Annotated in this window: 25 protein-coding genes; 20 read left to right on the top strand and 5 right to left on the bottom strand. The window is 46.1% G+C overall.

What is annotated here, in order from left to right; genetic code table 11:
* The 4 genes from JHC35_RS02425 to JHC35_RS02410 all read left to right on the top strand — a co-directional run.
* Window positions 1–312 (top strand): nucleotidyltransferase domain-containing protein (locus JHC35_RS02425; RefSeq protein ID WP_295041796.1); only part of this gene is annotated, 312 nt, incomplete at its 5' end.
* Entirely contained in the window at window positions 305–718 is a 414-nt protein-coding gene (locus tag JHC35_RS02420) for a HEPN domain-containing protein (RefSeq protein WP_295041795.1), read from the top strand. The genes JHC35_RS02425 and JHC35_RS02420, both read left to right, overlap by 8 nt.
* A 17-nt stretch (window positions 719–735) precedes the next feature.
* Window positions 736–2046, top strand: coding sequence for a UDP-N-acetylmuramate--L-alanine ligase (gene murC, locus JHC35_RS02415; protein ID WP_295041794.1), 1311 nt, complete (start codon window positions 736–738; stop codon window positions 2044–2046).
* A 13-nt stretch (window positions 2047–2059) separates the two neighbouring features.
* Window positions 2060–4279: an endonuclease MutS2 gene (locus JHC35_RS02410; RefSeq protein WP_295041793.1), complete on the top strand. Its 2220-nt coding sequence runs from the start codon at window positions 2060–2062 to the stop codon at window positions 4277–4279.
* A 9-nt stretch (window positions 4280–4288) separates the two neighbouring features.
* Here the strand turns inward: JHC35_RS02410 and JHC35_RS02405 are convergent, their stop codons facing one another.
* The gene (locus tag JHC35_RS02405) at window positions 4289–5980 is read right to left on the bottom strand and encodes a protein adenylyltransferase SelO family protein (RefSeq protein ID WP_295041792.1); all 1692 of its coding nucleotides are present in this window, start codon (window positions 5978–5980) and stop codon (window positions 4289–4291) included.
* A gap of 247 nt (window positions 5981–6227) precedes the next feature.
* On the opposite strand from JHC35_RS02405, the gene JHC35_RS02400 reads away from it, so the two are divergent.
* Both JHC35_RS02400 and ligA read left to right on the top strand, forming a co-directional pair.
* Window positions 6228–7148, top strand: coding sequence for an SEL1-like repeat protein (locus JHC35_RS02400; protein ID WP_295041791.1), 921 nt, complete (start codon window positions 6228–6230; stop codon window positions 7146–7148).
* Window positions 7149–7160: 12 nt separating this feature from the next.
* Complete coding sequence (gene ligA, locus JHC35_RS02395) at window positions 7161–9191, top strand: NAD-dependent DNA ligase LigA (protein WP_295041790.1); 2031 nt, start codon at window positions 7161–7163, stop codon at window positions 9189–9191.
* Here the strand turns inward: ligA and JHC35_RS02390 are convergent.
* Entirely contained in the window at window positions 9117–10310 is a 1194-nt protein-coding gene (locus JHC35_RS02390) for an FAD-dependent oxidoreductase (RefSeq protein ID WP_295041789.1), read from the bottom strand. The two genes, ligA and JHC35_RS02390, sit on opposite strands and share 75 nt — an antisense overlap.
* 87 nt (window positions 10311–10397) lie before the next feature.
* Here JHC35_RS02390 and JHC35_RS02385 point away from each other — a divergent pair, with 87 nt between their 5' ends.
* The 13 genes from JHC35_RS02385 (at window position 10398) to JHC35_RS02325 (ending at window position 19509) form a co-directional block, all read left to right on the top strand.
* The gene (locus JHC35_RS02385; protein ID WP_295041788.1) at window positions 10398–11108 is read left to right on the top strand and encodes a TlyA family RNA methyltransferase; all 711 of its coding nucleotides are present in this window, start codon (window positions 10398–10400) and stop codon (window positions 11106–11108) included.
* Window positions 11089–11916 (top strand): bifunctional riboflavin kinase/FAD synthetase, encoded by an 828-nt coding sequence (locus JHC35_RS02380; RefSeq protein WP_295041787.1) that lies wholly within the window; start codon window positions 11089–11091, stop codon window positions 11914–11916. The genes JHC35_RS02385 and JHC35_RS02380 overlap by 20 nt, the downstream gene beginning before the upstream one ends.
* A 59-nt stretch (window positions 11917–11975) precedes the next feature.
* Complete coding sequence (locus JHC35_RS02375; protein ID WP_295041786.1) at window positions 11976–12653, top strand: F0F1 ATP synthase subunit A; 678 nt, start codon at window positions 11976–11978, stop codon at window positions 12651–12653.
* Window positions 12654–12662: 9 nt separating this feature from the next.
* Complete coding sequence (locus JHC35_RS02370; protein WP_295041785.1) at window positions 12663–12953, top strand: hypothetical protein; 291 nt, start codon at window positions 12663–12665, stop codon at window positions 12951–12953.
* 81 nt (window positions 12954–13034) lie between these two features.
* On the top strand, window positions 13035–13259 hold the full coding sequence (locus tag JHC35_RS02365) for a hypothetical protein (RefSeq protein WP_295041784.1): 225 nt from the start codon (window positions 13035–13037) through the stop codon (window positions 13257–13259).
* The gene (locus tag JHC35_RS02360; RefSeq protein WP_295041783.1) at window positions 13249–13533 is read left to right on the top strand and encodes a type II toxin-antitoxin system RelE/ParE family toxin; all 285 of its coding nucleotides are present in this window, start codon (window positions 13249–13251) and stop codon (window positions 13531–13533) included. The genes JHC35_RS02365 and JHC35_RS02360 overlap by 11 nt, the downstream gene beginning before the upstream one ends.
* Before the next feature lie 199 nt (window positions 13534–13732).
* Complete coding sequence (locus tag JHC35_RS02355; RefSeq protein ID WP_295041782.1) at window positions 13733–14308, top strand: thiamine phosphate synthase; 576 nt, start codon at window positions 13733–13735, stop codon at window positions 14306–14308.
* Window positions 14309–14427: 119 nt separating this feature from the next.
* Window positions 14428–15855, top strand: a complete 1428-nt coding sequence (gatB, locus tag JHC35_RS02350) for an Asp-tRNA(Asn)/Glu-tRNA(Gln) amidotransferase subunit GatB (RefSeq protein WP_295041781.1) — start codon at window positions 14428–14430, stop codon at window positions 15853–15855.
* 8 nt (window positions 15856–15863) lie between these two features.
* Window positions 15864–17423 (top strand): ion transporter, encoded by a 1560-nt coding sequence (locus JHC35_RS02345; RefSeq protein WP_295041780.1) that lies wholly within the window; start codon window positions 15864–15866, stop codon window positions 17421–17423.
* A complete protein-coding gene (locus tag JHC35_RS02340) occupies window positions 17420–18121 on the top strand; it encodes an NAD-binding protein (protein ID WP_295041779.1) in 702 nt (233 codons plus the stop codon). Before JHC35_RS02345 ends, JHC35_RS02340 begins: the two co-directional genes overlap by 4 nt.
* Complete coding sequence (locus JHC35_RS02335; RefSeq protein WP_295041778.1) at window positions 18118–19008, top strand: NAD(P)H-dependent glycerol-3-phosphate dehydrogenase; 891 nt, start codon at window positions 18118–18120, stop codon at window positions 19006–19008. The genes JHC35_RS02340 and JHC35_RS02335 overlap by 4 nt, the downstream gene beginning before the upstream one ends.
* 3 nt (window positions 19009–19011) lie before the next feature.
* Window positions 19012–19302, top strand: a complete 291-nt coding sequence (locus JHC35_RS02330; RefSeq protein WP_295041777.1) for a Dabb family protein — start codon at window positions 19012–19014, stop codon at window positions 19300–19302.
* Window positions 19303–19311: 9 nt separating this feature from the next.
* A complete protein-coding gene (locus tag JHC35_RS02325) occupies window positions 19312–19509 on the top strand; it encodes a hypothetical protein (RefSeq protein ID WP_295041776.1) in 198 nt (65 codons plus the stop codon).
* On the opposite strand, the gene abc-f is transcribed toward JHC35_RS02325, so the two are convergent.
* The gene (gene abc-f, locus JHC35_RS02320) at window positions 19506–21455 is read right to left on the bottom strand and encodes a ribosomal protection-like ABC-F family protein (protein ID WP_295041775.1); all 1950 of its coding nucleotides are present in this window, start codon (window positions 21453–21455) and stop codon (window positions 19506–19508) included. The two genes, JHC35_RS02325 and abc-f, sit on opposite strands and share 4 nt — an antisense overlap.
* A gap of 157 nt (window positions 21456–21612) precedes the next feature.
* Between abc-f and JHC35_RS02315 the strand changes: the two genes are divergently transcribed.
* On the top strand, window positions 21613–21945 hold the full coding sequence (locus tag JHC35_RS02315) for a glycine zipper domain-containing protein (RefSeq protein WP_295041774.1): 333 nt from the start codon (window positions 21613–21615) through the stop codon (window positions 21943–21945).
* Window positions 21946–21958: 13 nt separating this feature from the next.
* Here the strand turns inward: JHC35_RS02315 and JHC35_RS02310 are convergent, their stop codons facing one another.
* The gene (locus JHC35_RS02310) at window positions 21959–22249 is read right to left on the bottom strand and encodes a hypothetical protein (RefSeq protein ID WP_295041773.1); all 291 of its coding nucleotides are present in this window, start codon (window positions 22247–22249) and stop codon (window positions 21959–21961) included.
* A gap of 25 nt (window positions 22250–22274) precedes the next feature.
* Window positions 22275–23156, bottom strand: a complete 882-nt coding sequence (locus JHC35_RS02305; RefSeq protein WP_295041772.1) for a serine hydrolase — start codon at window positions 23154–23156, stop codon at window positions 22275–22277.
* Window positions 23157–23586: the final 430 nt, after the last annotated feature.

Below are 23586 nucleotides of genomic sequence, written 5' to 3'. Positions count from 1 at the left end.
ATGATTAATATTGCAGAATTAAAACCGCTTATCGTTGAACGTCTGAAATCGCTCAATCCTGATAAAATTATCCTTTTTGGCTCGTTTGCGTACGGTACACCGACCGAAAACAGTGATATCGACCTTTTTCTAGTCAAAGATGGCGAAGAAACCAATATTGAAGCAAAAGCCTTGGTGAAATTGAGAGATTTAATGAAAAAATATTCGATAGGCTTTGATGTTTTATCGGCAAGTAATCAATTTTTAGCAACTCGTGAAGATCCTTTTTACAAACATGATATTTTGTCAAAAGGTAAGGTTCTATATGGCTAATAAATCCCACGCAATAGAATGGCTTGAAAAATCGTATCATGATTTAGATTCTGCAAAAATATTGTTCGAAGCAGGGCATTACACTGATACCATTAGTTATATTCTCCATCAAAGCATCGAGAAAACCTTTAAATCATATTTAGCTTATAAAAATGTACCCATCGTTAAAACCCATAATTTGATTGAGTTGTATGAGTTTTCTGAAATAGGCTTAGATTTAAATGAGGATGAGATTGAATTTTTGGCGATTGCCACAACCTATCACACAAAGCAAAGATATCCTTCGCCCCACAAAAGACTTCCTCCAAAAGAAGAGATAAAAGTCATTTTGGATTTTGCGATTGGTTTGATGGAATCTATTTGTCAACAACTTGATATTGATAACAACGAAATTAAAAAATTATAGAGAATAGGGAGAAAAATATGAAAATCCACTTTATCGGTATCGGCGGGATCGGCATCTCAGGTTTGGCAAAATACACCCGTTTCAGTGGACATGAGGTGAGCGGATCGGATATGAAAGCGACTCATATCACTCAGCGTCTGATCGATCGCGGAATCAAAGTCTCAATCGGCCATGATGCATCCAATATCCCTGAGGGGTGTGATTTGGTTATCCACTCGGCAATCATCCGCGAGTCTAATGTCGAAGTCGTGGAAGCGAAGCGCAGAGGGATCGAAGTACTTCATCGCCGCGATGCGCTGCTTCGTATCCTCAAAGAGAAAAAAGTCTATGCCGTCTGTGGTGCACACGGCAAGAGTACGACAACAGCGATCCTCGCTTCGATTATGAGCGGAAGTGCGATCATCGGTGCGGAGTCCAAAGATTTTGGCTCCAACGTCCGTTATGATGGGAGTACCGATGTCATGCTTTTCGAAGCCGATGAATCGGATGGAAGTTTTCTCAACTCCAATCCGTATTGCTCAATCGTCACCAATGCCGAGCCGGAACACATGGAGTACTACCACTACAATCTCGATGAGTTCCACAACGCCTATCGCCGTTTCGTCGAGATGGCACCGGTTCGGGTGATCAATGCCGAAGATCCGTTTATGGCGACGCTGACGTGCGATGCGATTCGCCTTTATCCGAGCAAAGATATCTCCAACATCACCTACATTCTCCTCGATGATGAGCCTTACACCCGTTTTACCCTCAAAAATATGGGGGAATTTGAAGTATGGGGATTCGGTGAACACATCGCGATGGATGCCTCACTCGCAATTTTGGCGGCGGCTCAGACGATGAGTGTTGCGGCGATCCGTGCGAATCTGCTTCATTTCAAAGGGATCAAAAAACGTTTCGATGTCATTTTCAAAGGCTCAGATCGCGTGATCATTGACGATTACGCCCACCATCCGACCGAGATCAAAGCCACGATGGAATCGCTCAAAACCTATGCCGCACTCAAAGGGTTCGAGCGTATCGTAGCGATTTGGCAGCCTCACAAATATTCCCGCACGATTGACAATCTCGATGCGTTCGTGGCGTGTTTTGAGGGGTGTGACGAACTCGTTATCCTCCCGGTTTGGGCGGCGAGCGAAGAGCCGCGTGAGATCGATTTCGAGGGACGTTTTGGACACTACAATCTCACCGTGTGCGACAAACTTCACCGTGCCGGCGATACGATTGAAACCCTCAGCGGCGATACTGTCCTCAAAACATACGACCGCGATCTTATCGTCGGATTCGGAGCGGGCGATTTGACCTATCAGCTTCGCGGAACCAAGTGAGATTGCAACGTCGATGAGTTCACTCTCTGCTAACCTTGCCGAGCTTTTCGGTAAACTCGATCTCATCCCCCATATCCACGCACTGGAACACTTTTTTTCCCGTCACCAAAACATTGCAATGCAGGGAGATCAAGAGCGTCATTATCGCTACATACAGGCTCTCGATGCGTTGGAATTCAAAGCACCGCCCAAAAGTGTAGGTTTTGAGATGATCATCAATCACCTCAAAAAACAGGGGGTATTGCGCTTCGAAGAGATTTTCGAGCTGCTCAAAGTGGTTCGCTATTTCAGACTCATGCGCAACCAAGCCTATACGGGTCTCATCGGTGAGTGGATGGAGACGATCATCATTCCCGAACCCTTCGGCGAGATCGATGAGTATTTCGATCATGAGGGGAACTTTGTCGAATCGAAAGATGAGGAGCTCTATAAAATCGCACAGCGGATTAAAGCGATCAAACATGAGATCAACGATGCGATCAAGCGCCTCTTTCATACTCAAAAACTGACCCCCTATCTCGTTGATACCCAGATTCACTACATCGACGACGAAGAGTGCCTCTTGGTGCGCGGCGGGTTTAACCATGTCCTTAAAGGCTCCGTCGTCGGACGTACGGGGGCAGGGTTCTTCTACGTCGCCCCCGATGCGGTATTGCGTTCCAAAGAGCAACTACGCTACGTGATGCAGGAACGGGAGACAAAGCTGTATGAGTATGCAAAACGGTTCAGTGCCAAGCTCTCCAATCTTGTCCCGTTTATCGGGTTTATTGATCGCGAGTTTGACCGCTATGATCATTATCAAGCGCGCGTATTATTTGCCAGAGCGAGCGATTTTACGATCCTCAAGCCCCAAAACAATGCCGATGTGATCCTCGAAGAGTTCTCCCATCCCGCCATCCACAAACCCAAACCGATCAGCGTCGATTTCCGCTCTAACCTCCTGATGATTACGGGGGTGAATGCGGGGGGTAAAACGATGCTCCTCAAATCGATCCTTTCAGCGAGCTTGATGGCGAAATATCTCATCCCGATGAAGATCAACCCCCACAAATCGCGGATCGGGAGTTTTAAGCGGATCGAGGCGGTCATCGACGATCCTCAAAGTGTCAGTAACGACATCTCCACCTTTGCGGGGCGGATGGTGCAGTTTAGCCATCTTTTTGAACACAAAAGCGCCCTTGTTGGGGTCGATGAGATCGAACTGGGAACCGATAGCGACGAGGCGGCGGCACTCTTTGCTATCGTTCTCGATGAGCTGATCAAACGGGGTCAAAAGATCATCATCACCACCCACCACAAACGTCTCGCCGCTCTGATGGCAGATCGCGACGATGTGGAGCTGATGGCGGCACTGTACGACGAAGAGCGGCGCGTTCCGACCTATGAGTTTTTGCAAGGAGTGATTGGCAAGAGCTACGCATTCGAGACGGCGGCACGTTATGGGATCAATCCCGCTATCATCACCCGTGCCAAATCGCTTTATGGGGAAAATCACGAGCGCCTTAGCGTCCTCATCGAGCGGGGAAGCGAACTGGAGCGAGAGCTGAAGCGGAAAAACCGTGAGGTAGATGAGCGTCTCGAAGCGCTGAAAGCACAGGAAGTGACACTTAAAGAGGCGCGTGAAGAGTTGCGTCATGAACTCGATAAGGAAAAAGCGAAACTCCGTGCGGGGTATGACGAAGCGATCCGTGAAGCCAAAGAGGCGGCGCGGGGGCATGATATGGCGGCGATCCACCGACAGCTCAACAAGGCGCAAGCGAAACTGCCGAAGCCAGAGCCAATCAAGATCGCAGAACCCGAACCGATCAAGTACGAAGTGGGGCAGGCGGTCAAATACCGCACTCAGCGCGGAACAGTGGTGAGTGTCGGGGCGAAAGATGCGATGATTGAGGTAGAGGGGATGCGTTTACGGGTCAAACTCACCGATATCAAACCCAGCGGGAATCTCCCGAAAAAGCCCAAAGTCACCGTCACGTCGCAGGTAGAGCAAAAGAGCGGTCTAAAACTCGATCTTCACGGATTACGAGGGGAAGAAGCGTGCGAGCGAATGGACAAATTTCTCTCCGATGCGCTACTTCAAGGGTTTGATGAGGTATTGATCTATCACGGGATCGGGACGGGGAAACTCTCCTATGCCGTCAAAGAGTTTTTAAAAGAGCATCCGAGCGTCAAGAGCTTCGCCGATGCGCCTGCCCACATGGGGGGATTTGGGGCGAAAGTGGTGAGACTGTAGAGGTTGCCTTTATGATGAACAACTGATGTGAGAGATACCGGCTCTTCTGAAATATTCGATCGGTTTTTTGCGGTAATATTTTTCCTCAATCTCCGGTGATTGTTCCGCGTAAGGGTCACACATAATCGCTTGAAGCTCATGTATCAGAGTATACTCCCCCATCTCAGCTTGCCGGTAGGCACTCACCAAAAACCACTCCCGAAGGGTGTATTTTGGATTGGTGCGTTTCATTCGCTTAGAGAGGGCGATGCGGGATTCGGCGGATGAGATATCGATGAGCGAGAGCCATCGTTGATGCCATCCCTTCCACTCTTCGAGTCTCTTTTGATCAACAAGACTTTCATTGTAAAAACTCTTCATCAGAGGGGTGATATCTTCCGGTATACCGGAGAGTTCACGAAAGAAAATCGTGTAGTCGAGCGAACTGTCGATCAGCAGAGGGATCAGATCATTGAAGAGTGCCGCATCAAAGAGATCAAGTCCGAGCTTGGATGCCCACATCGCTTTCCATTTTTCTTGCATCATACCCGAAAAACCCTCGAGAATAGCATCAAGTTGTGCAGAGGCATCGGAATCGGATTTGAGCAACGGTGATAGTGCATTGCAAAACATCATGAAGTTTTGTTCGGCCGCGATGGGCTGATTAAAAAACGAGAAGTGCGCACCTCCGCCTGTCCATGGCTGGTATCTGGGATCGAACATATCAATAAATCCAAACGGACCGTAATCGAGAGTAAACCCCCCTGCGGCACAGTTGTCACTGTTGAAATTGCCTTGGCAAAATCCAACGCGAACCCAATTGGCGACCAAAGATGTGAGCCGATCTCGAAAAGTGATGGCGAGGAGGAGGATTTTTTCTGTGAGAGGGAGTTTCGAATCTATGGTATCTTGGTATTCACGCTCGATAAGATGCAAGACAATTTGTTCGAGTTCGGCTAAAGCATTTGGGTGTTCACATTTGCGTGCACGGCGTCCAAAAAGTTCGATTTGACCAACCCGAAGAAACGAAGGTGCAACCCGTGTCGTTATGGCGACGCTCTCTTCAATCATCACTTCGGGATCTCTGGAGTAGGAGTTTTCATTGAACCACGGGCGTCTGACCGCCTCGGTGCCGGAGGCAAAAAGGCTGAGTGAACGCGATGTCGGTATCCCCAGTGTATGCATGTGCTCTTGTGCTAAAAATTCGCGTATGCTTGAACGCAATACGGCGCGCCCGTCTGCTCCTCGGCAATAGGGCGTTCTGCCGCCGCCTTTGAGCTGCATCTCCCATCGTTTGCCATTTAATATCCCCTCGAAAATCGAGACGGCACGTCCATCACCATACCCGTTTCCGCTCTGGAATGGACATTGTGAGTAGTATTCGGTTCCATAGATGGAGAGTGCGTATCCACTCGCCCATCCTGTTCTTTTCATGGGTGCAGGCACATCAGAGAGATCTCCGGTAAACATTCGCATGAATTCCTCGGAGTGTGCCAAACTCTCATCAAATCCGAGCTCTTTGAAAAATGTCCGGCTATGTGCTATGTAGTGGGGATTTTGAATTGGTGTTGGATTGATGGGGACATAGTGACCGCTAAAAACCTCTCTGGGGTCATGGTCGACTCCGTCGGATGTCGCTTTTGGATCAGGGGTCAGAGAACGTATGAGTGAATAATCGGCGAACGGTGCGAGATCGCTGAGCGTTTTGATAGATGGGGGCATTTTTTTCTTCTTGTGTACGATAGGATAATCGCGTATTATATGGATGGTAGATCAAATGACACACAGCAAATGAATCTAATCTTTTTATGCAAGGTTTTGATCGAAGCAGATATTGAGAGTTTTTTAAATTGATGATAGGAGATTTTATCAAACTTTGATTTAGGTTTTTTCACGATAAAATGACAAAAGAGACTCAAAAACTAACAAGCAAGAGGGTAGTGTGTTAGACAAAGTCATTAACCCCATTATGCATGCTATCAAGTTTAGACAACTGCTCAAAGATGCCGAAGCGGGCGATCCCGTTCTCCAAAACAAACTGGGAGCGATGTATCAAGACGGTAGTTATACCAAACAAGATTGCGCCAAAGCCCTGTATTGGTACACCCAATCGGCAGAACAAGGCTACGCTCCCGCACAAACCAATTTGGCTCAAATGTATGAAAACGGCGAGGGGACCAAAGTCAATTATGAGAAAGCCGCGAAATGGTATGAAAAAGCGGCCATACAAGGAGATCCTATCGCTCAAAGCGCGTTTGCGTGGATGCTCGAAAAAGGGATAGGGGTCGAAGCGAATTTGGAGCAAGCGTTGTATTGGTATCATCATGCCGCAGGGCAGGGAAGCGCGGATGCCCAGTACAATCTCGGAGTGATGTTTTATAACGGCATCGGAGTCGATCAAGACAAACACGAAGCGCTGCGACTGTATCAAAAATCATCCGAACACGATTACCCTCCGGCATTGACGGCGCTGGGCAATATGTATTTGGCGGGGGAGTGTGTCATTCAAAACAACCCCAAAAGCATGGAGCTGTTTCAAAAAGCCGCAATGCAAAATTACCCCGATGCACAAGTCCGCTTAGGCGAAATATACGAAGAGAAAAAAGATCTCAAAAAGGCGTTGTCATTGTTCTTTCAGGCGGCACAGCAAAATCATCCGATCGGACAAGCGAATTTGGGGATCATGTTCGCATTCGGTGACGGTGTTCTCAAAAACAGTGTTATCGCCTATGTATTATTGAACAAGGCGGTTGAAAACGGAAATGCATCGGCAAAAGAGATTCGCGATACGATTGCCAGAGAACTCTCGTTGACTCAGCAAGAAGAAGTTAAAATGCTAATCAAACAACCGCAGCAATTTTGGAAGTTGATTGAAAATAATTTAGTATAAAAAAGACCGAGAATGACCCCAGCCGATTATAAACACGCCGTAGCGTTGCTAAAAAAATACTCTTATCACTATTATGTCCTCGATGATCCGATCACAACAGACGAGGAGTATGATATTCTCTATCATCAGGTGGTGGCATACGAGGGCGAACATCCGGATGAGATCATTATCGATTCTCCGACACAGCGGGTAGGGGATGTGCCGCAGGACAAATTTGACAAAGCACAGCATCTAAGCCGTATGTGGAGCTTGGAAGATCTTTTCAACCGCGACGAATTGGAGACGTGGGTCAACCGCATCACCAAAGTCTATGGCGATATCCGTTTTTATTGTGAGCCGAAGTTTGACGGGGCGAGTCTGAATTTGATTTACGATAACGGCGCGTTGGTTCAGGCAATCACGCGCGGCGACGGAGTCGAGGGGGAGGATGTCACCCAAAACGCCAAAACGATTCAATCCATCCCTCTCACTATCGATTATGCGGGGCGGATCGAGATACGGGGCGAGGTGGTCATCTTCAAAGAAGATTTTGAAAAGATTAACGAAGAACGGCTCAGGGCTGGTGAAAGTCTTTTTGCTAATCCGCGCAACGCCGCGGCGGGAAGCCTCCGTCAGCTCGATACCCGCATTACCGCATCGCGCCGTTTGGTCTTTATGCCCTACGGTATCGGTTTTAATGCCTTAGAAATCAAAAACCTCTCCGAGCGGATGGAGTGGGTGTATGCTCTGGGATTTCGCAATCCTCACATGACCCATCTGTGTGAAAGTGCGGAGCAAATCGAGACTTTTTACCATAAAATGCGCATCGAGCGGGATAATTTTGCGATGCTATTGGACGGTATGGTAATCAAAGTCGACTCCATCGCGGTGCAGGACGAACTGGGCTACACCGTCAAAAATCCCCGTTGGGCGGCAGCATACAAATTCCCCGCAATCGAGAAACTTACCACATTGCGTGATGTGATCTTGCAGGTGGGGCGTAGCGGTGTCGTGACTCCCGTCGCTATTGTCGAACCTGTCGATATCGAAGGGGTGGTTGTCGAGCGCTCGACGCTCCATAATTTTGATGAGATTGAGCGAAAAGACATCCGCATCGGCGATAAAGTCATCATACTCCGAAGCGGAGACGTCATCCCTAAAATCGTCAAGGTGATCGCGAGCGAGCGTACGGGGAACGAGCAGGCAATTCCCCGTCCTACGCAGTGCCCCGTATGCGGAAGTGAGCTTCTTGATGAGGGGGCGCTCATCAAATGCCAAAACATGGGGTGTGAAGCGCGCGTGGTCAACTCCATCATCTATTTTGCTTCCAAACAGTGTCTTAATATCGACGGCTTGGGGGATAAGATCGTCGAAGCGCTCCACAGCGCGGGATTGGTCCATGAGGTGAGTGATCTTTTTAGTCTGACGATGGAGCAGCTTCTGAGTTTAGAGGGATTCAAAGAGAAAAAGAGCCGTAACCTCCTAAGTGCGATTGCGGCGACCAAAGGGTGCGACTGTTGGCGTTTCATCAACGCATTGGGGATTGAGCATATCGGCGAGGTGGCCTCCAAAACGCTGTGCGGTGCTTTTGGAATCGCGTTTGATAGGGCGAGCCGCGAGGAGATTTTGGCGTTGGAAGGGTTCGGAGGAGAGATGGTCGAATCGATCCTCGAATTTGTCCGCGTGAATCAAGCGAAGATTGATCATCTCAGAAACATTCTCCAGCCAATCGCCCCTGTCAAAGTGGAAGCCATAGAGAACCCGTTCAAAGGCAAAAGCGTCGTTATCACTGGATCGATGTCGGTACCGCGCGATCAGATCAAAGCAATTCTCGAATCGTTGGGGGCGAAGGTTGCCTCGTCGGTCTCGAAAAAAACCGATTACGTCGTGTACGGCGAAGATGCGGGGAGCAAATACGATAAGGCTGTTGAGCTAGGGGTGAGACTTTTAACCGAGAGTGAGTTTAGAGCAATGTGCGAAGCCTCAGAATCAGCGCCGCTTTCCGATAGTGCTCCGACGGCGCAGAGGGCTGCTGTAAAAATAAAAAATAGCCTTTTTGATTAAATAGGCGAGGTAGCCTTTAATCTTGATCCCTCCGGGGAGTAGCCCCGCACCGTATTCACCGCCCAAAGCGATCATCACCCCTTGGTTTTTGAACCGAAACGGCTGTTTCTCTTTTCCCTGCAATGAACGAAAAATATTGCGAACCGCGTGTTCGGCTCCACGTTCAGCCAGCTGGGCGGTCGGCGGGATAAATTTCCCCTCTTCATCAACGGCATTGGTAATATCGCCGATCGCGTAGATGTTCGGATGATTTGGGATATTGAGATAGTGATCGACGATCAAATGCCCTTTCGGGTTAGTCTCAAATCCAAGAAATTGCGTCAGCGTCGAAGCGGTAATCCCACCCGTAAAAATCATAAATTCAAAATCGAGAGTTTTATTGTTATCTAATAGGATCTGATTTTCGCGTACTTCGCTGATACGGTTGTTGTGCCAAACATGAACCCCTAACTGCACCAACCGCTCGTGCGAACTTTGGATCAAAAACGGATCCATCCCAAAGAGGATGCTTTCGTACGCATCGATGAGATAGACGTCGACCCCTCTGCATCCGAAATTGCCGTTTTTATAAAAATGGTTTGCATACGCCGCCATCTCTGCAGCAATCTCTACCCCCGAGAGACCCGCTCCGCCGATAACGATGTTAAACGGTTTGACTTCGCACCCTTGACTTTGTGCTTCGATCCGATTGAGGAGCGAGCGTTCAAACTTCTGTTTGAAATCGAGCGCGCTGGGGACACTTTTGACTCCATGAGTATATTCGCGCAGCCCTTGGATAAAGGGTGGAAAATAGGTTCGGCTTCCCGTAGCGATAATGAGCTGATCGTAAGGGATCTGTCGGGTGGCGGTGGAGATGCTTTGCGTTTCAGGGTTGATCCCGTTAACCTCTTCGCACACAAATGTGACATGACGGAAACTGTTGCACAATGAGGGCAAATCGATCATGACATTCGACATGTCGACTTTGTTGGCGATAAAATCGTATACTTCCGCTTGTGTATAGTGGTACGGATTTTGATCGATGAGGGTGATCGTAATTTGATCTTTTTTGGCGAGATTTTCCATCGCGCGGATGCCGCCGTAGCCTCCTCCGATGATAACCACATGAACTGACTGCATTAAAACCTTTGCACTAAAAACTGATGCGCAATGGTATCCTAAACAAAATTATGTCAGGATAACGTATTATAAAGTTAATGGAATACGATGAGATTGGATAGTTATTTAGTAGAAATAGGGCTTGTAGAGAGCCGAAACAAAGCACAGCAGTTGATCAAAGAGCATGCAGTGAGTGTGGACGGCAAAATCATCGACAAAGTTTCGTTCGATGTGGTCGAGGGGATGGCTGTCGAACTCGACGATACCCAGATGTACGTCAGCCGTGCCGCTATCAAGCTCAAAGGGTTTCTCCCTCATACGGATTGGGATCTGAATGGATTGAATGCTTTGGATATCGGCTCATCGACGGGCGGGTTCACACAAGTATTATTGGAAAACAATGTCGCTCATGTAACCTGCGTCGATGTCGGAAGTGATCAGCTCCATCCGAGTTTACGCAGCGATTCGCGGGTCAGCGTCTATGAAAATACCGACATTCGCGAGTTTAGTGCCGAATCGGCGTTTGATATAGTGACGTGCGATGTGGCGTTTATCCCGCTTGAACTCATCCTCGAACCGATCGATCGACTCTCATCTGGCTACATCGTTTTGTTGTTCAAACCGCAATTTCAGGTAGGACGCGAAATCAAACGGGATAAAAACGGGGTGGTCAAAGATAACAAAGCGATTCAAAAAGCGATGATCCGATTTGAAGATGCGTGTGCCCTTTTGGGATGGAAACTGATCGCCAAAGAGGTTGCCCATATCGCCGGTAAAGAGGGAAATCAGGAGATTTGTTATGGCTTTATCAAAGGTTGATGCGCTCGCCATCGGCGGGTTTGACGGGATGCATATCGGGCATCAGCAACTTTTTAATGCGTTGGGGGAGAACGGGGCGATCGTTGTGATTGAGACGGGATATGCCAATCTCACCCCCGGACGTGAACGCGAACACTACACCCATTATCCGATTGTCTATTACTCGTTGGAGGATATTCGCCATCTGGAGGGGGAAGAGTTTGTCCGTATGCTGCAAGAGCGCTTCCCGCATCTCAAAAAGATTGTCATAGGGTACGATTTTCATTTCGGTAAAAACCGCCGCTATTCCCATGCCAATCTCGGTGAATTATTTTCCGGCGATGTCGAAGTGATCGATGAGGTGTGCATTGAGAACGATTCGGTTCACTCCCATAAAATCCGCTCCAAAATCCAAATCGGCGATTTGAGCGGTGCAAACCGTTTCTTGGGACATAATTATTGTATCAAAGGGTCGGTGATCAAGGGGCAGGGGATTGGGAAGACCGATCTTGTGCCGACGATTAATTTGGAGTGCAACGGCTACTTGCTCCCCTATGAAGGGGTATATGCCGCTTTAACCCGTATTGACGGTGAAGAGCATTTTCACCCCTCTGTTGTTTTTATCGGGCATCGGGTGAGTACGGATGGCAGCTATGCGATTGAAAGCCATATTTTGGGTGAGAGTATCCAAAGCTGTGAGAAAGCGACGATCTGTTTTGTCAAATTTTTACGCAAAAATCAGAAATTCGAATCGCTTGAACTGCTCAAAAAAGCGATTAGTGATGATATTTTAAACGCACGTCGTGAACTCGTTCATCTGAGTTTATAGGAATTTAATCTCTCTTGGGATAGAATTCGGCTAATTTTTCATGCAAAGGAACACTACTTATGGGTGAGTTGTTTACCTTCTTCGGCCTCATCAGCCACGAACATTCGTTCATTTTCTTGACGCACATGTTGCTTACAGCGGCAATCGTGTTGGTTATCGCGAAAATGGCAACGTCAAATCTCCGTCTTGTTCCAAGCGGAGCGCAAAACGTTATGGAAGCGTATCTTAACGGTGTACTTGCAATGGGTGCAGACGTAATGGGTAAAGCGGAAGCTCGCCGTTATCTTCCTCTTGTTGCGACCATCGGTCTTTTTGTCGGTGTTGCAAACGTTATCGGGGTTATCCCTGGTTTTGAAGCACCGAGTGCGTTCTTGGATTTTACCCTTGCATTGGCATTGGTTGTATTCACGTACTATAACTTCGAAGGTATCCGCCGCAACGGTTTGATTAGTTACTTCAAACATTTCATGGGACCGGTATGGTGGTTGGCATGGTTGATGTTCCCGATCGAAATCGTGTCACACATTTCACGTATCATCTCTTTGAGCTTCCGATTGTTCGGTAACGTCAAAGGGGACGACATGTTCTTGATGGTATTGTTGATGTTGGCTCCATGGTTGCTTCCGATGATCCCGTTTGCGTTGTTGACGTTCATGGCATTCTTGCAAGCGTTTATTTTCATGATGCTCACCTATGTTTACCTTGGTGGTGCGGTTCTTCTTCACGACGATCACTAAGACCCTTTGATGATGAAGCGAAGTACGTTTGACGCACTGTTAAGCTTCCTCGGAGGCGTCTCTTGGGCTTTTGTTATTGTAGGGGCTTGGGTCACTTTCCAATCTTTTGTTTTCCTCGGTATCGTTCCGGCGATTATGTTCACTTTCCTCTTTATCTTTTTGGCCATCTTTTTGTTGTTGGTATTAGAGACGATGTCGATGGCACGTGATCGAAATGATATGCTGAAAAAGCAAAATGAACTTCTCGAAGAGATTCGGGAATCCGTCAATACTCCTATCGATAACTCCCCCCAAGCATAAGCCAATTTTTTGGCATTTTGCCAACTTCATTTCTGCTGTTTCTTTTTTTGATATAATGTGCAAAATGAAGGAGGATGGAAAATGCAAACGTTAATGCTTGAAGTCAACGAGACTTTTCTATCAAAATTTTTAACGATTTTGGAGTCACTTCCAAAAGATCAAGTGCGTCTCAAAGACGATAAAATAGCACAAGAGATAAAAAACAGAATTTCTGCTATCGATGAGGGTAAAGAAGCTTTAATCCCTCACAATCAGTTCTGGGAGACATTTGAAGATCGGGTAAAGCAATTTAAAAATGGATATTGAGTATTCTTCCCGATTCAATGACGAACTTTTTATAATCTATCTCTATATTGCTGATGACAGTATAATCCAAGCCGACCTTTTTATTTCAAAACTCAAAAGCTCTATCCAAAAAATCCCCATAATGCCATACCGTCATCGACAATCATCAAAATTGGATGACAAAGAGGTACGAGAGTTAGTATATGAGGGATATGTCGTTGTGTATCGGATAAATCAACTGCATAATCAGATTGTGATTTTGGGTATTTTTAGTGCGAATAAGTGGGAGTTATAGTTTCTAATGGGAAACCCAATTGGCGTATATTTGAAGAGTATGATCTTACTAAAATGATTTATGCTACAAAAAAAATAGTTGAAGATATTAACTATCGAACATTTGAATTTGCAAGCAAGCAAGTTTTTTTAACACATAAATTAGATTTTCATCATTCAATAGATATTCAAACAGATAAAATGCTTTAGTTGAAACTAATATGACCGAATTTAAAATGACATTAAAACATTACCTTATCACCGATCCCTCCTACTATGGCAGCACCGCCGATCACCTGGAATCGGCGTTGGATGTCATCTATTCTCATGCACTCCCCGATTTTGCCCTTTTTAGAGACAAACATACCTCCGATTATCGAACCCTTGCACAAACATTTGTAACGATCTCACGGGAGTATAAAATCCCTCGAATTTTGCTTCACGGCGATTATGCTCTGGCAGATCAACTGGGTGCGGATGGGGTGCATCTGACATCATCGCAGTTTGCCGAGATTGCTGAGGCAAAAATGCGAAGACTTTATGTCATCATCAGTACCCATTCTCATAAAGAAGCATTGAATGCACAAACACTCGGAGCGGATGCGATCACTTACAGCCCGATATATCAGTCTCCAAACAAGGGCGAACCCAAGGGTTTAGAGGATTTAAAAGAAATTGTGGCTAAAATAGAGATACCTATTTTTGCGCTCGGCGGAATTACGACCGAGGAGCAGATCAAAGCGGTTGAGGAGTGTGGAGCCTACGGCTTTGCATCAATTAGATATTTTACACACTAAAACGAATGCATCCGTTTTAGTGGCAAGGACTAAAGTCCTTTGCAATCCCCTAAAGCTTCAAAAACAAAGTTTTTGAGAATTTTAAAATGAATATTTAGATCTTAAAGGAATAAATCATTATGTTTGAAACCATTATCGGTTTGGAAGTTCACGTCCAGCTCAATACCCAATCTAAACTTTTTTGCTCATGCCCTACCAGTTTTAACCACACCCAAAACACCAACACCTGCCCGACCTGTTTGGCACTACCGGGAGCATTGCCGGTATTGAACCGCGAAGCGCTTCGTAAAGCGGGGATGTTTGGAACGGCCGTAGGGGCGACGATCAACCGCACCAGTTTTTTTGACCGAAAGAGCTATTTTTATCCCGACAGCCCGAGCGCATACCAAATCACTCAGCTCTATACCCCGATCGTAGAGCACGGTCATCTCGTCATCGATTTCGAAGACGGAAGCAACAAAACCATCCGTATCAACCGCGCCCATATCGAAGCCGATGCGGGGAAAAACATCCATGATGGCCCGATTTCTAAAGTTGACTTGAACCGTGCGGGGACGCCTTTGCTCGAAATCGTATCCGAACCCGATATGCGTTCCGCCGAAGAGGCGATTTTGTATCTCAAAAAGCTTCACTCGATCGTTCGCTATATCGATATTTCTGATGCCAATATGCAAGAGGGGTCATTTCGTGTCGATGTCAACGTCTCTATCCGCCCCAAAGGGGATGAGAAACTCTATACCCGTGTCGAGATTAAAAATATCAACAGTTTCCGTTTTATCCAGCGGGCGATCGAAATTGAAGTAGCACGTCATAAAGAGGCGTGGGAAGACGGTACGTACGAGCAAGAGATTGTTCAAGAGACACGATTGTTCGACCAAGTGAAACAAGAGACTCGTTCGATGAGGGGCAAAGAAGAAGCGGCCGATTATCGCTATTTTCCTGAACCCGATTTACTCAAAGTGGTCGTCGATGATGCGATGTATAGAGATATCTGTACGATTCCTGAACTTCCGGATGCTAAAAAAGAGCGCTTTGTTAAGGAGTTCGGAATTAATGACTATAATGCCTCTGTTATCACGGCAGAGCTTGAAACCGCCCATTATTTCGAAGAGATGTTGGCACAGGGGATCAGCGCTAAAAATGCAGTAACATGGCTCACTGTCGAATTGGCGGGTCGTTTGAGCGGCGGGGTGACCCCATCGACTTCACCGATCAGTGCGGTGATGCTCGGAACATTGGTCAAACGGATCGAAGAGAGCGTCATCAGCGGTAAAGCGGCAAAAGAGGTTTTGGACTATTTGCTTGAAAACGGCGGCGACATCGACGAGGTCATCGAAAAACTCGGACTCAAACAGGTGAGTGATGCGGGTGCGCTTGAAGCATTGATCGATGAAATTTTGAGTGCCAATGCCGATAAAGTCGCAGAATACAAATCGGGGAAAGATAAACTTTTAGGCTTTTTTGTCGGTCAAGCGATGAAAGCATCCAAAGGTTCGGCGAATCCGAATACGCTCAACGAAATTCTTCAAGCCAAATTGGCACAATAAGGGTATTGATGATAGGTCGATGGGTTGTTGGGATCGCGTTTTTTCTTCATGATTCCTCTCGCTATCGACGTCTAAAAAAATTCTTTCACAATCTTCTCGAAAATCCTACGTACCCCTACAAAAAGTTTTTTGACTACGCCATGATGGTGCTCATCGTCATCAGTGTTTATATATTGGTGTATCACGTTAAGTACGAAGTTAAACCCGATTGGCTTTTTTTTAATAACTATGTTATTTCCGTTATCTTTTTGCTTGAGTATTTGCTCCGGTTTTGGGTGTATAGCGATAATACGAAAGTGATTATTGAACAGTACGAGCACGATCTGTTTTTACAGCGTCCGTTTAATGTTTTAGCGGCGCTTAGACAAATCATCGTAATTAAATTGAAATTTGTATTTTCCCTTTCTGCGATCATCGATTTGCTCGCCATTATGCCGTTTTTCCATGAAATACGGTTATTGCGCATTTTTATCCTGTTTAGGGTTTTCAAACTGTTTCGCTACGCAAAAAGTTTGCAGCAGTTTATATCGATATTAGCGTCGAAAAAGTTCGAATTTTTGACGCTGGCTATTTTCGCTTCTGTCATCATAACCGTCTCTTCTGTGCTTATATATGTTATGGAGGCCAATAATCCGGAATCTCCGATTGATACCCTTTTTGAAGCGGTATACTGGTCGGTTGTCACTATCTTCTCGGTCGGATACGGTGATTTTGTTCCGGTGACCAGCGAGGGACGAACGGTTGCTATGGTAATCATAGTCGTGGGGATTGCGGTTATTTCGTTTGCGACCTCTATTGCGGTCTCGGCGTTTACTGAAAAGCTCGATGAAATCAAAGAGGATAAGTTGATCGATGACGTGTCTAAATTCGATCAGTTTTATCTGATCTGTGGATATGGTCCCTTAGCTGCACAAGTGGCACGCCGTTTCTTAAAAGATGGCAAACAGGTGATTATTATCGAAAGTGATCATCATAAAGTTGCCGAAGCGCAGAAAGAGGGATTTCTAGCATTAGCGTATAATCCGGCATCGCTCTATTCCTACAATACTATTCGGATCAATTTTGAAACTCAAGTCATTGCGGCGATACTGCTTGAAGAGAGTGATGTACTCAATGTCTATACCGCACTGACGATACGGGAAATATCAAAAAATGTTCGAATGCTCTCAATCTTGCTTCATCATGAAAATCGAAAAAAATTATTGCTTGCGGGGATCAACGAAGTCGTTTATACCCAAGAACTTGTGGGCTTAATGTCGAAAGAGGTGAGTGGTCGACCGGTGGCATTTGAGGTGATTCATGCTTTGCGTTCCGAAAATAACGGAGTATTTATCGAAGAGATTGTCTTGGATGCTTTGATGGCGAAGCAATTTTTTGAAACGACGAAACTAAGTATGTTTCATAAACGCTTGATCGTTTTGGGCGTATACAAACAGCTGAGTCAATCGTTTTTCTTCAATCCTTCGAATACACTAGTCGTAGAAGAAGGGGATGTGGCGATTGTGGTTGGAACACGCTCATTAATCGATGAGTTCAGGATACAAATGCGAAGGAAGAAACGCGTATGAGTTATCAGAGTGCAATTGTTTTCGGGTTTAACGAGTTTGCCAAACAAATAGCATTGCAAATTGCACCCGAATACCCTTCATTTGCTATTTTCGTCATGAATGAATCAGAGCGTCTTGCAGCCAAAGTCGCTGGATTTGAGGCGATGCTATTTGATTTGAGCGAAGATTGGAAAATTATCGAGGAAAAGTTTGATCCAAGTGATTTAATCGTTTTTTGTGCATTGGATCAAGATGCAGAAAACGTATTTTTGACCATTTCGCTTCGATCTATTTTTGACGAATTGCCGATCATTGCTTTAGCCGGAGATCATGAAAGTGCGGCGAAAATGAAGAGTGCCGGAGCCAACAAAGTGATGGCAACACAGCAGATTACCGCCAATATCATCACCGAAATGCTCGAAAAACCGACGGTAACAGGGGTGCTTCATGATATTTTGTACGAAGAATCATTTTTAAAAATCGCACAGCTTGTTGTTCCAAAAGAGTGTTTTTTAGTCGGGAAATATTTGCATGAGATTGATTGGGGCGAAGAATTTGATTTGCTGGTTCTCGCAATCGTTGATCATCAGCTCTCTGCAACGTTTAGTTTCACCTCCAAAGGGCATCATCATCACATTGATCCTGAGGATGTATTGGTTGTAGTCGGATACGATGACAGTATCGCCGCATTATCTGAAGCGATGGGGATTATCAAATGAGTACAATCGGAGTCATCGGCGCGGGAAAATGGGGTGAAGCGCTAGCATTCGCGATGAGTGAGAAAAATGAGGTGATGATTACGTCGCGCACTCCTCGTGAATGGCCCACTTTTAAATCGTTGGACGAAGTATTGCAATGCCGCTATCTCATTATCACCGTACCGGCACAGCAGATAGCGCAGTGGCTCAAAGAAAATTTTATCTATGACGGACAAAAGATTTTAGTTGCGGCAAAAGGGATTGAAGCCTCCAGCGGACGGTTTTTGAACGATATCTACGCCGATTATGTTCCCAAAGAGAATCTGGCATTTTTATCGGGCCCTTCGTTTGCGATAGAGGTGAAGCAAAAGCTTCCGACGGCCTTGGTGATTAACTCCGATTCGGAAGAGACGGCACGCGAGTTCGCATCATTTTTCCCGAGTTTTATCCGAACCTATACGAGTTCGGATGTCATAGGAGCCGAGATTACGGGTGCTTATAAAAACGTTATTGCGATTGCTGCGGGGATTTGTGAGGGGCTTCATTTAGGACACAATGCGGCAGCAAGTTTGATATCGCGCGGATTGGTCGAAATGCACCGATTCGGCAAAGCTTACGGTGCAAAAGAAGATACGTTTTTGGGCCTTAGCGGAGCAGGAGACCTCTTTTTAACAGCAAGTTCATCGATGTCGCGTAACTATCGAGTCGGATTGGGTTTAGCGGCAGGAAAAACCAAAGAGGCGGTGTGCGAGGAGATCGGTGAAGTGAGTGAGGGGATCGGAACCGCCTATGCGCTGCATGAGATAGCACTGGAGAGAGGGATATACCTCCCGATTGCTGCAGAGGTGTATGCAATTTTGGAGGGGAAATCTCCGCGCCAAAGTTTAAAAGATTTAATAGAGAGGTAAACAATGTTAGTGCATATCGTGATGTTTCAGTTCAAAGAGGAAAACAAAGAAGAAAATCTTGCAAAGGTAAAAGGGATGCTTGAAGCGCTTCCTAAAAAGATCGATACTCTCAAAAGTATGGAAGTTGGGATCGACATCAGCCGCAGTGAGCGCTCTTTTGATTTGGTATTAACATCTACGTTTGAGGATCAAGCCGGTTTAGATGTCTATGTTCCGCATCCGGCGCATCAAGAGGTAGTGAGCGTTATCAAAGAGGTGACAACACTCTCAAAAGTTGTCGATTATATCCAATAAGGTTTGATCATGGGATGGACGTGTCAGCATGATAATCAAGGGTTTTGCAAGCTCTTGAACGTCCCCTGTAAACCCGGGATCAAAGGGTGTACGCTCAACAAAGGGGCTGAAGTTGTTTTTACGACCGGCAGCTATGAAGGGGATAAAAAACAATCAGAAGAGAGAAGTGAAGCAATCGACTTTGCTGCTTTGGCGCGAAGCAATTAGCTCTTTTCAATCTCTTCGAGTTTCTCTTCAATACTAAGAAGTTCTTCTACTTTTTGTTCATAAACATCTTCAAGTTTCTGCAGCTCAGCAGCTAGTACGGTAATCCCTATTTTTTCATAACATTGCGGATTGGCGAGGCATTTTTTCTTTTCGTCTATCTGTTGTTCTAACTCATCGATCTCAAGAGGCAGTTTTTCAAGGGCAATTTTTTCTTTGAACGTGAGTTTGAGCGCTTTGGGTTTCTCCGGTTGAACCGAGATGGCAGCAGTAGGGACTTTTGAAAACTCGGCTTCCATCGCGTCTATTTCTTGGAACTCTTTTTCATCTTCGAGATATTCGCTGTAAGGCTTGTAGCTCTCTTCGATGGTGCCGTCCCCTTTGAAGATAAAGAGTTTTTTGGCGATTTTGTCGACGAAATACCGGTCATGACTGACGAGGATAACCGCTCCAGGGAAGTTTTGAAGTTTCTCTTCAAGGATATTGATGGTGGGGATATCCAGATCGTTGGTCGGCTCATCGAGGATGAGACAGTCCACTTTTTTGGTAAAGAGGAGGGCTAGGGCGACACGGTTTTTCTCTCCACCGCTGAGAACCCCCACCTTTTTATCGAGAAATTCACGTGGGAAGAGGAAGTTTTTGAGATAGCCGTAGACGTGGTAATCTTGTCCCATCACATCGACACGGTCTCCGCCGTGGGGACAGAACGTTTCGATGAGGTTGAGATTGTCATCGAGCATCTCACGGTGCTGATCGAAATAGCCGATGGTGAGTTCTCCCATTTTGATAATGCCGCTGGTCGGTTTGAGTCGACCGAGTAGCGCTTTGAGGAGGGTCGATTTACCGCTACCGTTGGGACCGACGACGGCGATTACGTCTTTTTGGAGGATACGGGTGGAGAAATCACGAATCAACTCTTTATCCCCAAGTTTCAACCCTAATTTTTCGACTTCAAAGAGCATCTTTTGGCGGTTGATCCCCTCGTTTCGGTTAAAATGTTTGGCTTCGCGTTCCAGTTCCAGCTTCATTTTTCGGATTTTGCTAGGGTTGTTTTTGGCATCTTCGCGCAGTTGCAATACCCGCTGTTTACGTCCCTCATTTCGCTTTAGACGCGCTTTGACCCCTCGGCGGAGCCACTCGTTTTCGGTTTTGAGGAGCTTGAGAAGATTTTCATGCTGTTGCGCCATCGTCCGCAAGAGTTCTTGTTTTTGTTCCAGATAGTTGCTGTATCCGCCGTTAAATTCGCGCAGGGCACAATCTTCCACCTCGATCGTTTTTGTGGCGATTTGATCGATAAAATAACGGTCATGCGAAATAAAGAGGAGGGTGAAACGCTCTTTGAGGATTAGCTCTTCGAGAAACTCCACCATGTAGACGTCGAGGTGGTTGGTCGGCTCATCGAGGAGGAGTATGTCGGGTTTAAGCAGGAGTAACGAAGCGAGGGCGACACGGCGCTGTTCCCCTCCGCTCAACAAGGTCACTTTTTTGCCCTCATACTCTTTGAGCATAAAGTGGTGCATAATCCGCTCGATTTTATCATCGAGATTCCATGCGTTATGGTGATCGAGAAAGGTAGTGAGACGTGATTGCTCTAACAAGAGGGTTTCGTTATCGAATTGTTCGGCGAGTAGGGCTGAAATCTCATCGAAACGAACTTTTGCCGTCCGTAGTTCCCCTAACCCGGCTTCGATCGCTTCACGGACACTGTGAGAAGGGTCAAACGCAGGGACTTGGGAGAGCATTTTAATCTCTATTCCCTGACGGTTGATCCGCTCCCCTTCATCGGCATCGAGAGAACCGTGGACGATTTTCATGAGGGTCGATTTGCCGCTGCCGTTTTTACCGACGATGACGACCCGCTCACCTTCGTCGATATGGAAGTTAATATTTTCTAAAATTTTTTGAGCTTCGTAGTGCTTAGAGACGTTGAGAAGATCGACAAGTGCCATATGGGTTTATTCCTACAGTTTCGATACGTATGGCGAATTATAGCCCAGAGGAGCTTAGGGGGATGTCGTATATTCATATTGGTTAGCATTGCCATGACTGACGTGTGACCATGTTCGTGCTACAATAGCAAACTATTATTTTAGGGGTGTATTAACCATGAAAACAAAAACAACTTTAGTTTTAGCCGTCGTTTTGGCAGCTTCGGTAAATGTGAATGCCGGTGAAATCGACGGCGGTGCAGTTGTCGGCAGTATGGTCGGTGCGGGTGTTGGTTCGGCGATCGGTTCGGCTACAGGTGGTAAAAACGGTGCGATTATCGGCGGTGGTGTCGGTGGAGCGGTCGGTGCGGCTGTCGGAAGCAAAGAGACAACAAGAGCACAAACACGCACTGTCGATAGAGAAGTGATTTATGTAGACGGTGAAGAACATCATCATCACGATCACGGAAAACACAAAGGGGAATACAAGCATCTTTACGAACGTGATTGATCGCTATTCGATCTTAGTTAAAACAGTGATGACGTGAGAGATACCACGTCGCAATCGCATAATCGGTATAGGGAACTTCTCTCTGCGCGGGGGGAATGGAGTCATTGCGGAGCTTGCTTCGGATGATTCCGAAGACGATAAATCCAAATAACAGTGCTCCTATCGCCATAAACCAATCATTTCTCCACCATATCATCCCTGCAATCAGATAATTGCCGTAACTGAGTGCATAGCCTAAAAAACGTGCTTGGAATCGGCACTGACGTGTCGGGAGGGTAGGGGTAGGATCGATATGAAAATTCAAAGGCTCATTGTTCATATAGGGGATGCTATAGCTGCAGATTTGGAGAAGATTGTGCCGCTGCTCCCCCTTGAGCAACAAAGGTATCTTCTAACGGTGCAGTTTCTGGTTGTACGAAAACTTGCTCAAATATCTGTTGAGCGGTGCTCCAGCGGTTCTCTTTGGAATTGAGCATCACAATCAGACAATCGTTGCCGTCTTTTTTCGCACGAGCGATAAAACACGGTCCCGCTTTGGAGGTATAGCCCGTTTTAACCCCCACCGCATATTCGTATTTTCCCAAAAGATGGTTGTGGGTCTTTGCGATAAATTTTCGGTTGGTATTGAGCGAAAAGTAGGTGTGTTCATTTTGGCGGGTGATGTCGTTGAACAGGGGATTTTGAATGGCGTATTCGGCCAAATGGAGAAGATCAAGCGGGGTAGAGTGGTGGATGCCGATGTCAAAACCGCAAGGATTGGTAAAAACGGTATTCTCCATACCGATTTGTTGTGCTTTGAGGTTCATCATGTCGACAAAGGTATTCATATCTCCGCCGACAGCGATAGCGATAGCCATTGCCGCATCGTTATCTGATTTTATCATGGCGGCTTTGATTAAATCCTCAAGTCGGATGACCTCCCCCTCTTTGTAGCCCGCTTTGGTCGGCTCCACAGCTATCATCTCAGCGGTGATGGTTACTGGACGATCCAAATTCCCTTGCTCAATCGCCAAAATGGCGGTCATGATCTTCGTGAGGCTGGCAGGTTTGACCTCTTTGAGGGCTTCTTTATCGTAGATAATTTCGCTGGTTGTCAATTCTTTGACTAAGAGTGCTTCGACATTAAGTTTATCGAGCTTCTCTTTATCAACTTGGGCGTAGGATGTGAGCGATAAAAAAAAGGCTAAAAAAATAAAATATCGATAGATCATGGGTTCCTAAAATTTATAAAGAGTTATTATCTTTTTATCATTCCTGAAAAACGTAAACAGCGGGTCAATTTTTCGAAACATTTCCCTATTTTTTATAGAGATGTGGAAAATTGGAACGAATCACATTGCACCAACATTTCTGTGTTACAATTATTTCAGTTCCAAATCAAAGGGGTCATGAATGTTTTCAGAATTCAAAAAGTTTCTCTATGTTTTGAGTGTGCAATGGAGATCCCTTTGGCTGCTAAAAAATGCCCCCATTGTCAAACGGTTCAATAGGAGCAATATTTTAGTTTATGCGGTAGTATCGAGAACGCTACCGCCAAGAGAAGTCTATTGCATTAACGGCGTATTAACCGATTTCGACTTTGCTCATAGATTCGATAAAATATCGATAATTAAATAGACTTCTTGCATAACCCAGCTTTCC

Origin of the sequence: Sulfuricurvum sp. (genome assembly GCF_022759005.1) — a bacterium.
GTDB lineage: Bacteria > Campylobacterota > Campylobacteria > Campylobacterales > Sulfurimonadaceae > Sulfuricurvum.
The sequence above is the reverse complement of the archived record's forward strand: the minus strand, read 5'-3'. Positions and strand labels throughout refer to the sequence as shown.

Bases quoted from the DNA above. Each gene is read 5' to 3' on its own strand.
- JHC35_RS02420 (WP_295041795.1), top strand. From the start codon at position 305: ATGGCTAATAAATCCCACGCAATAGAATGGCTTGAAAAATCGTATCAT.
- murC (WP_295041794.1), top strand. From the start codon at position 736: ATGAAAATCCACTTTATCGGTATCGGCGGGATCGGCATCTCAGGTTTG.
- JHC35_RS02410 (WP_295041793.1), top strand. From the start codon at position 2,060: ATGAGTTCACTCTCTGCTAACCTTGCCGAGCTTTTCGGTAAACTCGAT.
- JHC35_RS02405 (WP_295041792.1), bottom strand. From the start codon at position 5,980: ATGCCCCCATCTATCAAAACGCTCAGCGATCTCGCACCGTTCGCCGAT.
- JHC35_RS02400 (WP_295041791.1), top strand. From the start codon at position 6,228: ATGCATGCTATCAAGTTTAGACAACTGCTCAAAGATGCCGAAGCGGGC.
- ligA (WP_295041790.1), top strand. From the start codon at position 7,161: ATGACCCCAGCCGATTATAAACACGCCGTAGCGTTGCTAAAAAAATAC.
- JHC35_RS02390 (WP_295041789.1), bottom strand. From the start codon at position 10,310: ATGCAGTCAGTTCATGTGGTTATCATCGGAGGAGGCTACGGCGGCATC.
- JHC35_RS02385 (WP_295041788.1), top strand. From the start codon at position 10,398: ATGAGATTGGATAGTTATTTAGTAGAAATAGGGCTTGTAGAGAGCCGA.
- JHC35_RS02380 (WP_295041787.1), top strand. From the start codon at position 11,089: ATGGCTTTATCAAAGGTTGATGCGCTCGCCATCGGCGGGTTTGACGGG.
- JHC35_RS02375 (WP_295041786.1), top strand. From the start codon at position 11,976: ATGGGTGAGTTGTTTACCTTCTTCGGCCTCATCAGCCACGAACATTCG.
- JHC35_RS02370 (WP_295041785.1), top strand. From the start codon at position 12,663: ATGATGAAGCGAAGTACGTTTGACGCACTGTTAAGCTTCCTCGGAGGC.
- JHC35_RS02365 (WP_295041784.1), top strand. From the start codon at position 13,035: ATGCAAACGTTAATGCTTGAAGTCAACGAGACTTTTCTATCAAAATTT.
- JHC35_RS02360 (WP_295041783.1), top strand. From the start codon at position 13,249: ATGGATATTGAGTATTCTTCCCGATTCAATGACGAACTTTTTATAATC.
- JHC35_RS02355 (WP_295041782.1), top strand. From the start codon at position 13,733: ATGACCGAATTTAAAATGACATTAAAACATTACCTTATCACCGATCCC.
- gatB (WP_295041781.1), top strand. From the start codon at position 14,428: ATGTTTGAAACCATTATCGGTTTGGAAGTTCACGTCCAGCTCAATACC.
- JHC35_RS02345 (WP_295041780.1), top strand. From the start codon at position 15,864: ATGATAGGTCGATGGGTTGTTGGGATCGCGTTTTTTCTTCATGATTCC.
- JHC35_RS02340 (WP_295041779.1), top strand. From the start codon at position 17,420: ATGAGTTATCAGAGTGCAATTGTTTTCGGGTTTAACGAGTTTGCCAAA.
- JHC35_RS02335 (WP_295041778.1), top strand. From the start codon at position 18,118: ATGAGTACAATCGGAGTCATCGGCGCGGGAAAATGGGGTGAAGCGCTA.
- JHC35_RS02330 (WP_295041777.1), top strand. From the start codon at position 19,012: ATGTTAGTGCATATCGTGATGTTTCAGTTCAAAGAGGAAAACAAAGAA.
- JHC35_RS02325 (WP_295041776.1), top strand. From the start codon at position 19,312: ATGGGATGGACGTGTCAGCATGATAATCAAGGGTTTTGCAAGCTCTTG.
- abc-f (WP_295041775.1), bottom strand. From the start codon at position 21,455: ATGGCACTTGTCGATCTTCTCAACGTCTCTAAGCACTACGAAGCTCAA.
- JHC35_RS02315 (WP_295041774.1), top strand. From the start codon at position 21,613: ATGAAAACAAAAACAACTTTAGTTTTAGCCGTCGTTTTGGCAGCTTCG.
- JHC35_RS02305 (WP_295041772.1), bottom strand. From the start codon at position 23,156: ATGATCTATCGATATTTTATTTTTTTAGCCTTTTTTTTATCGCTCACA.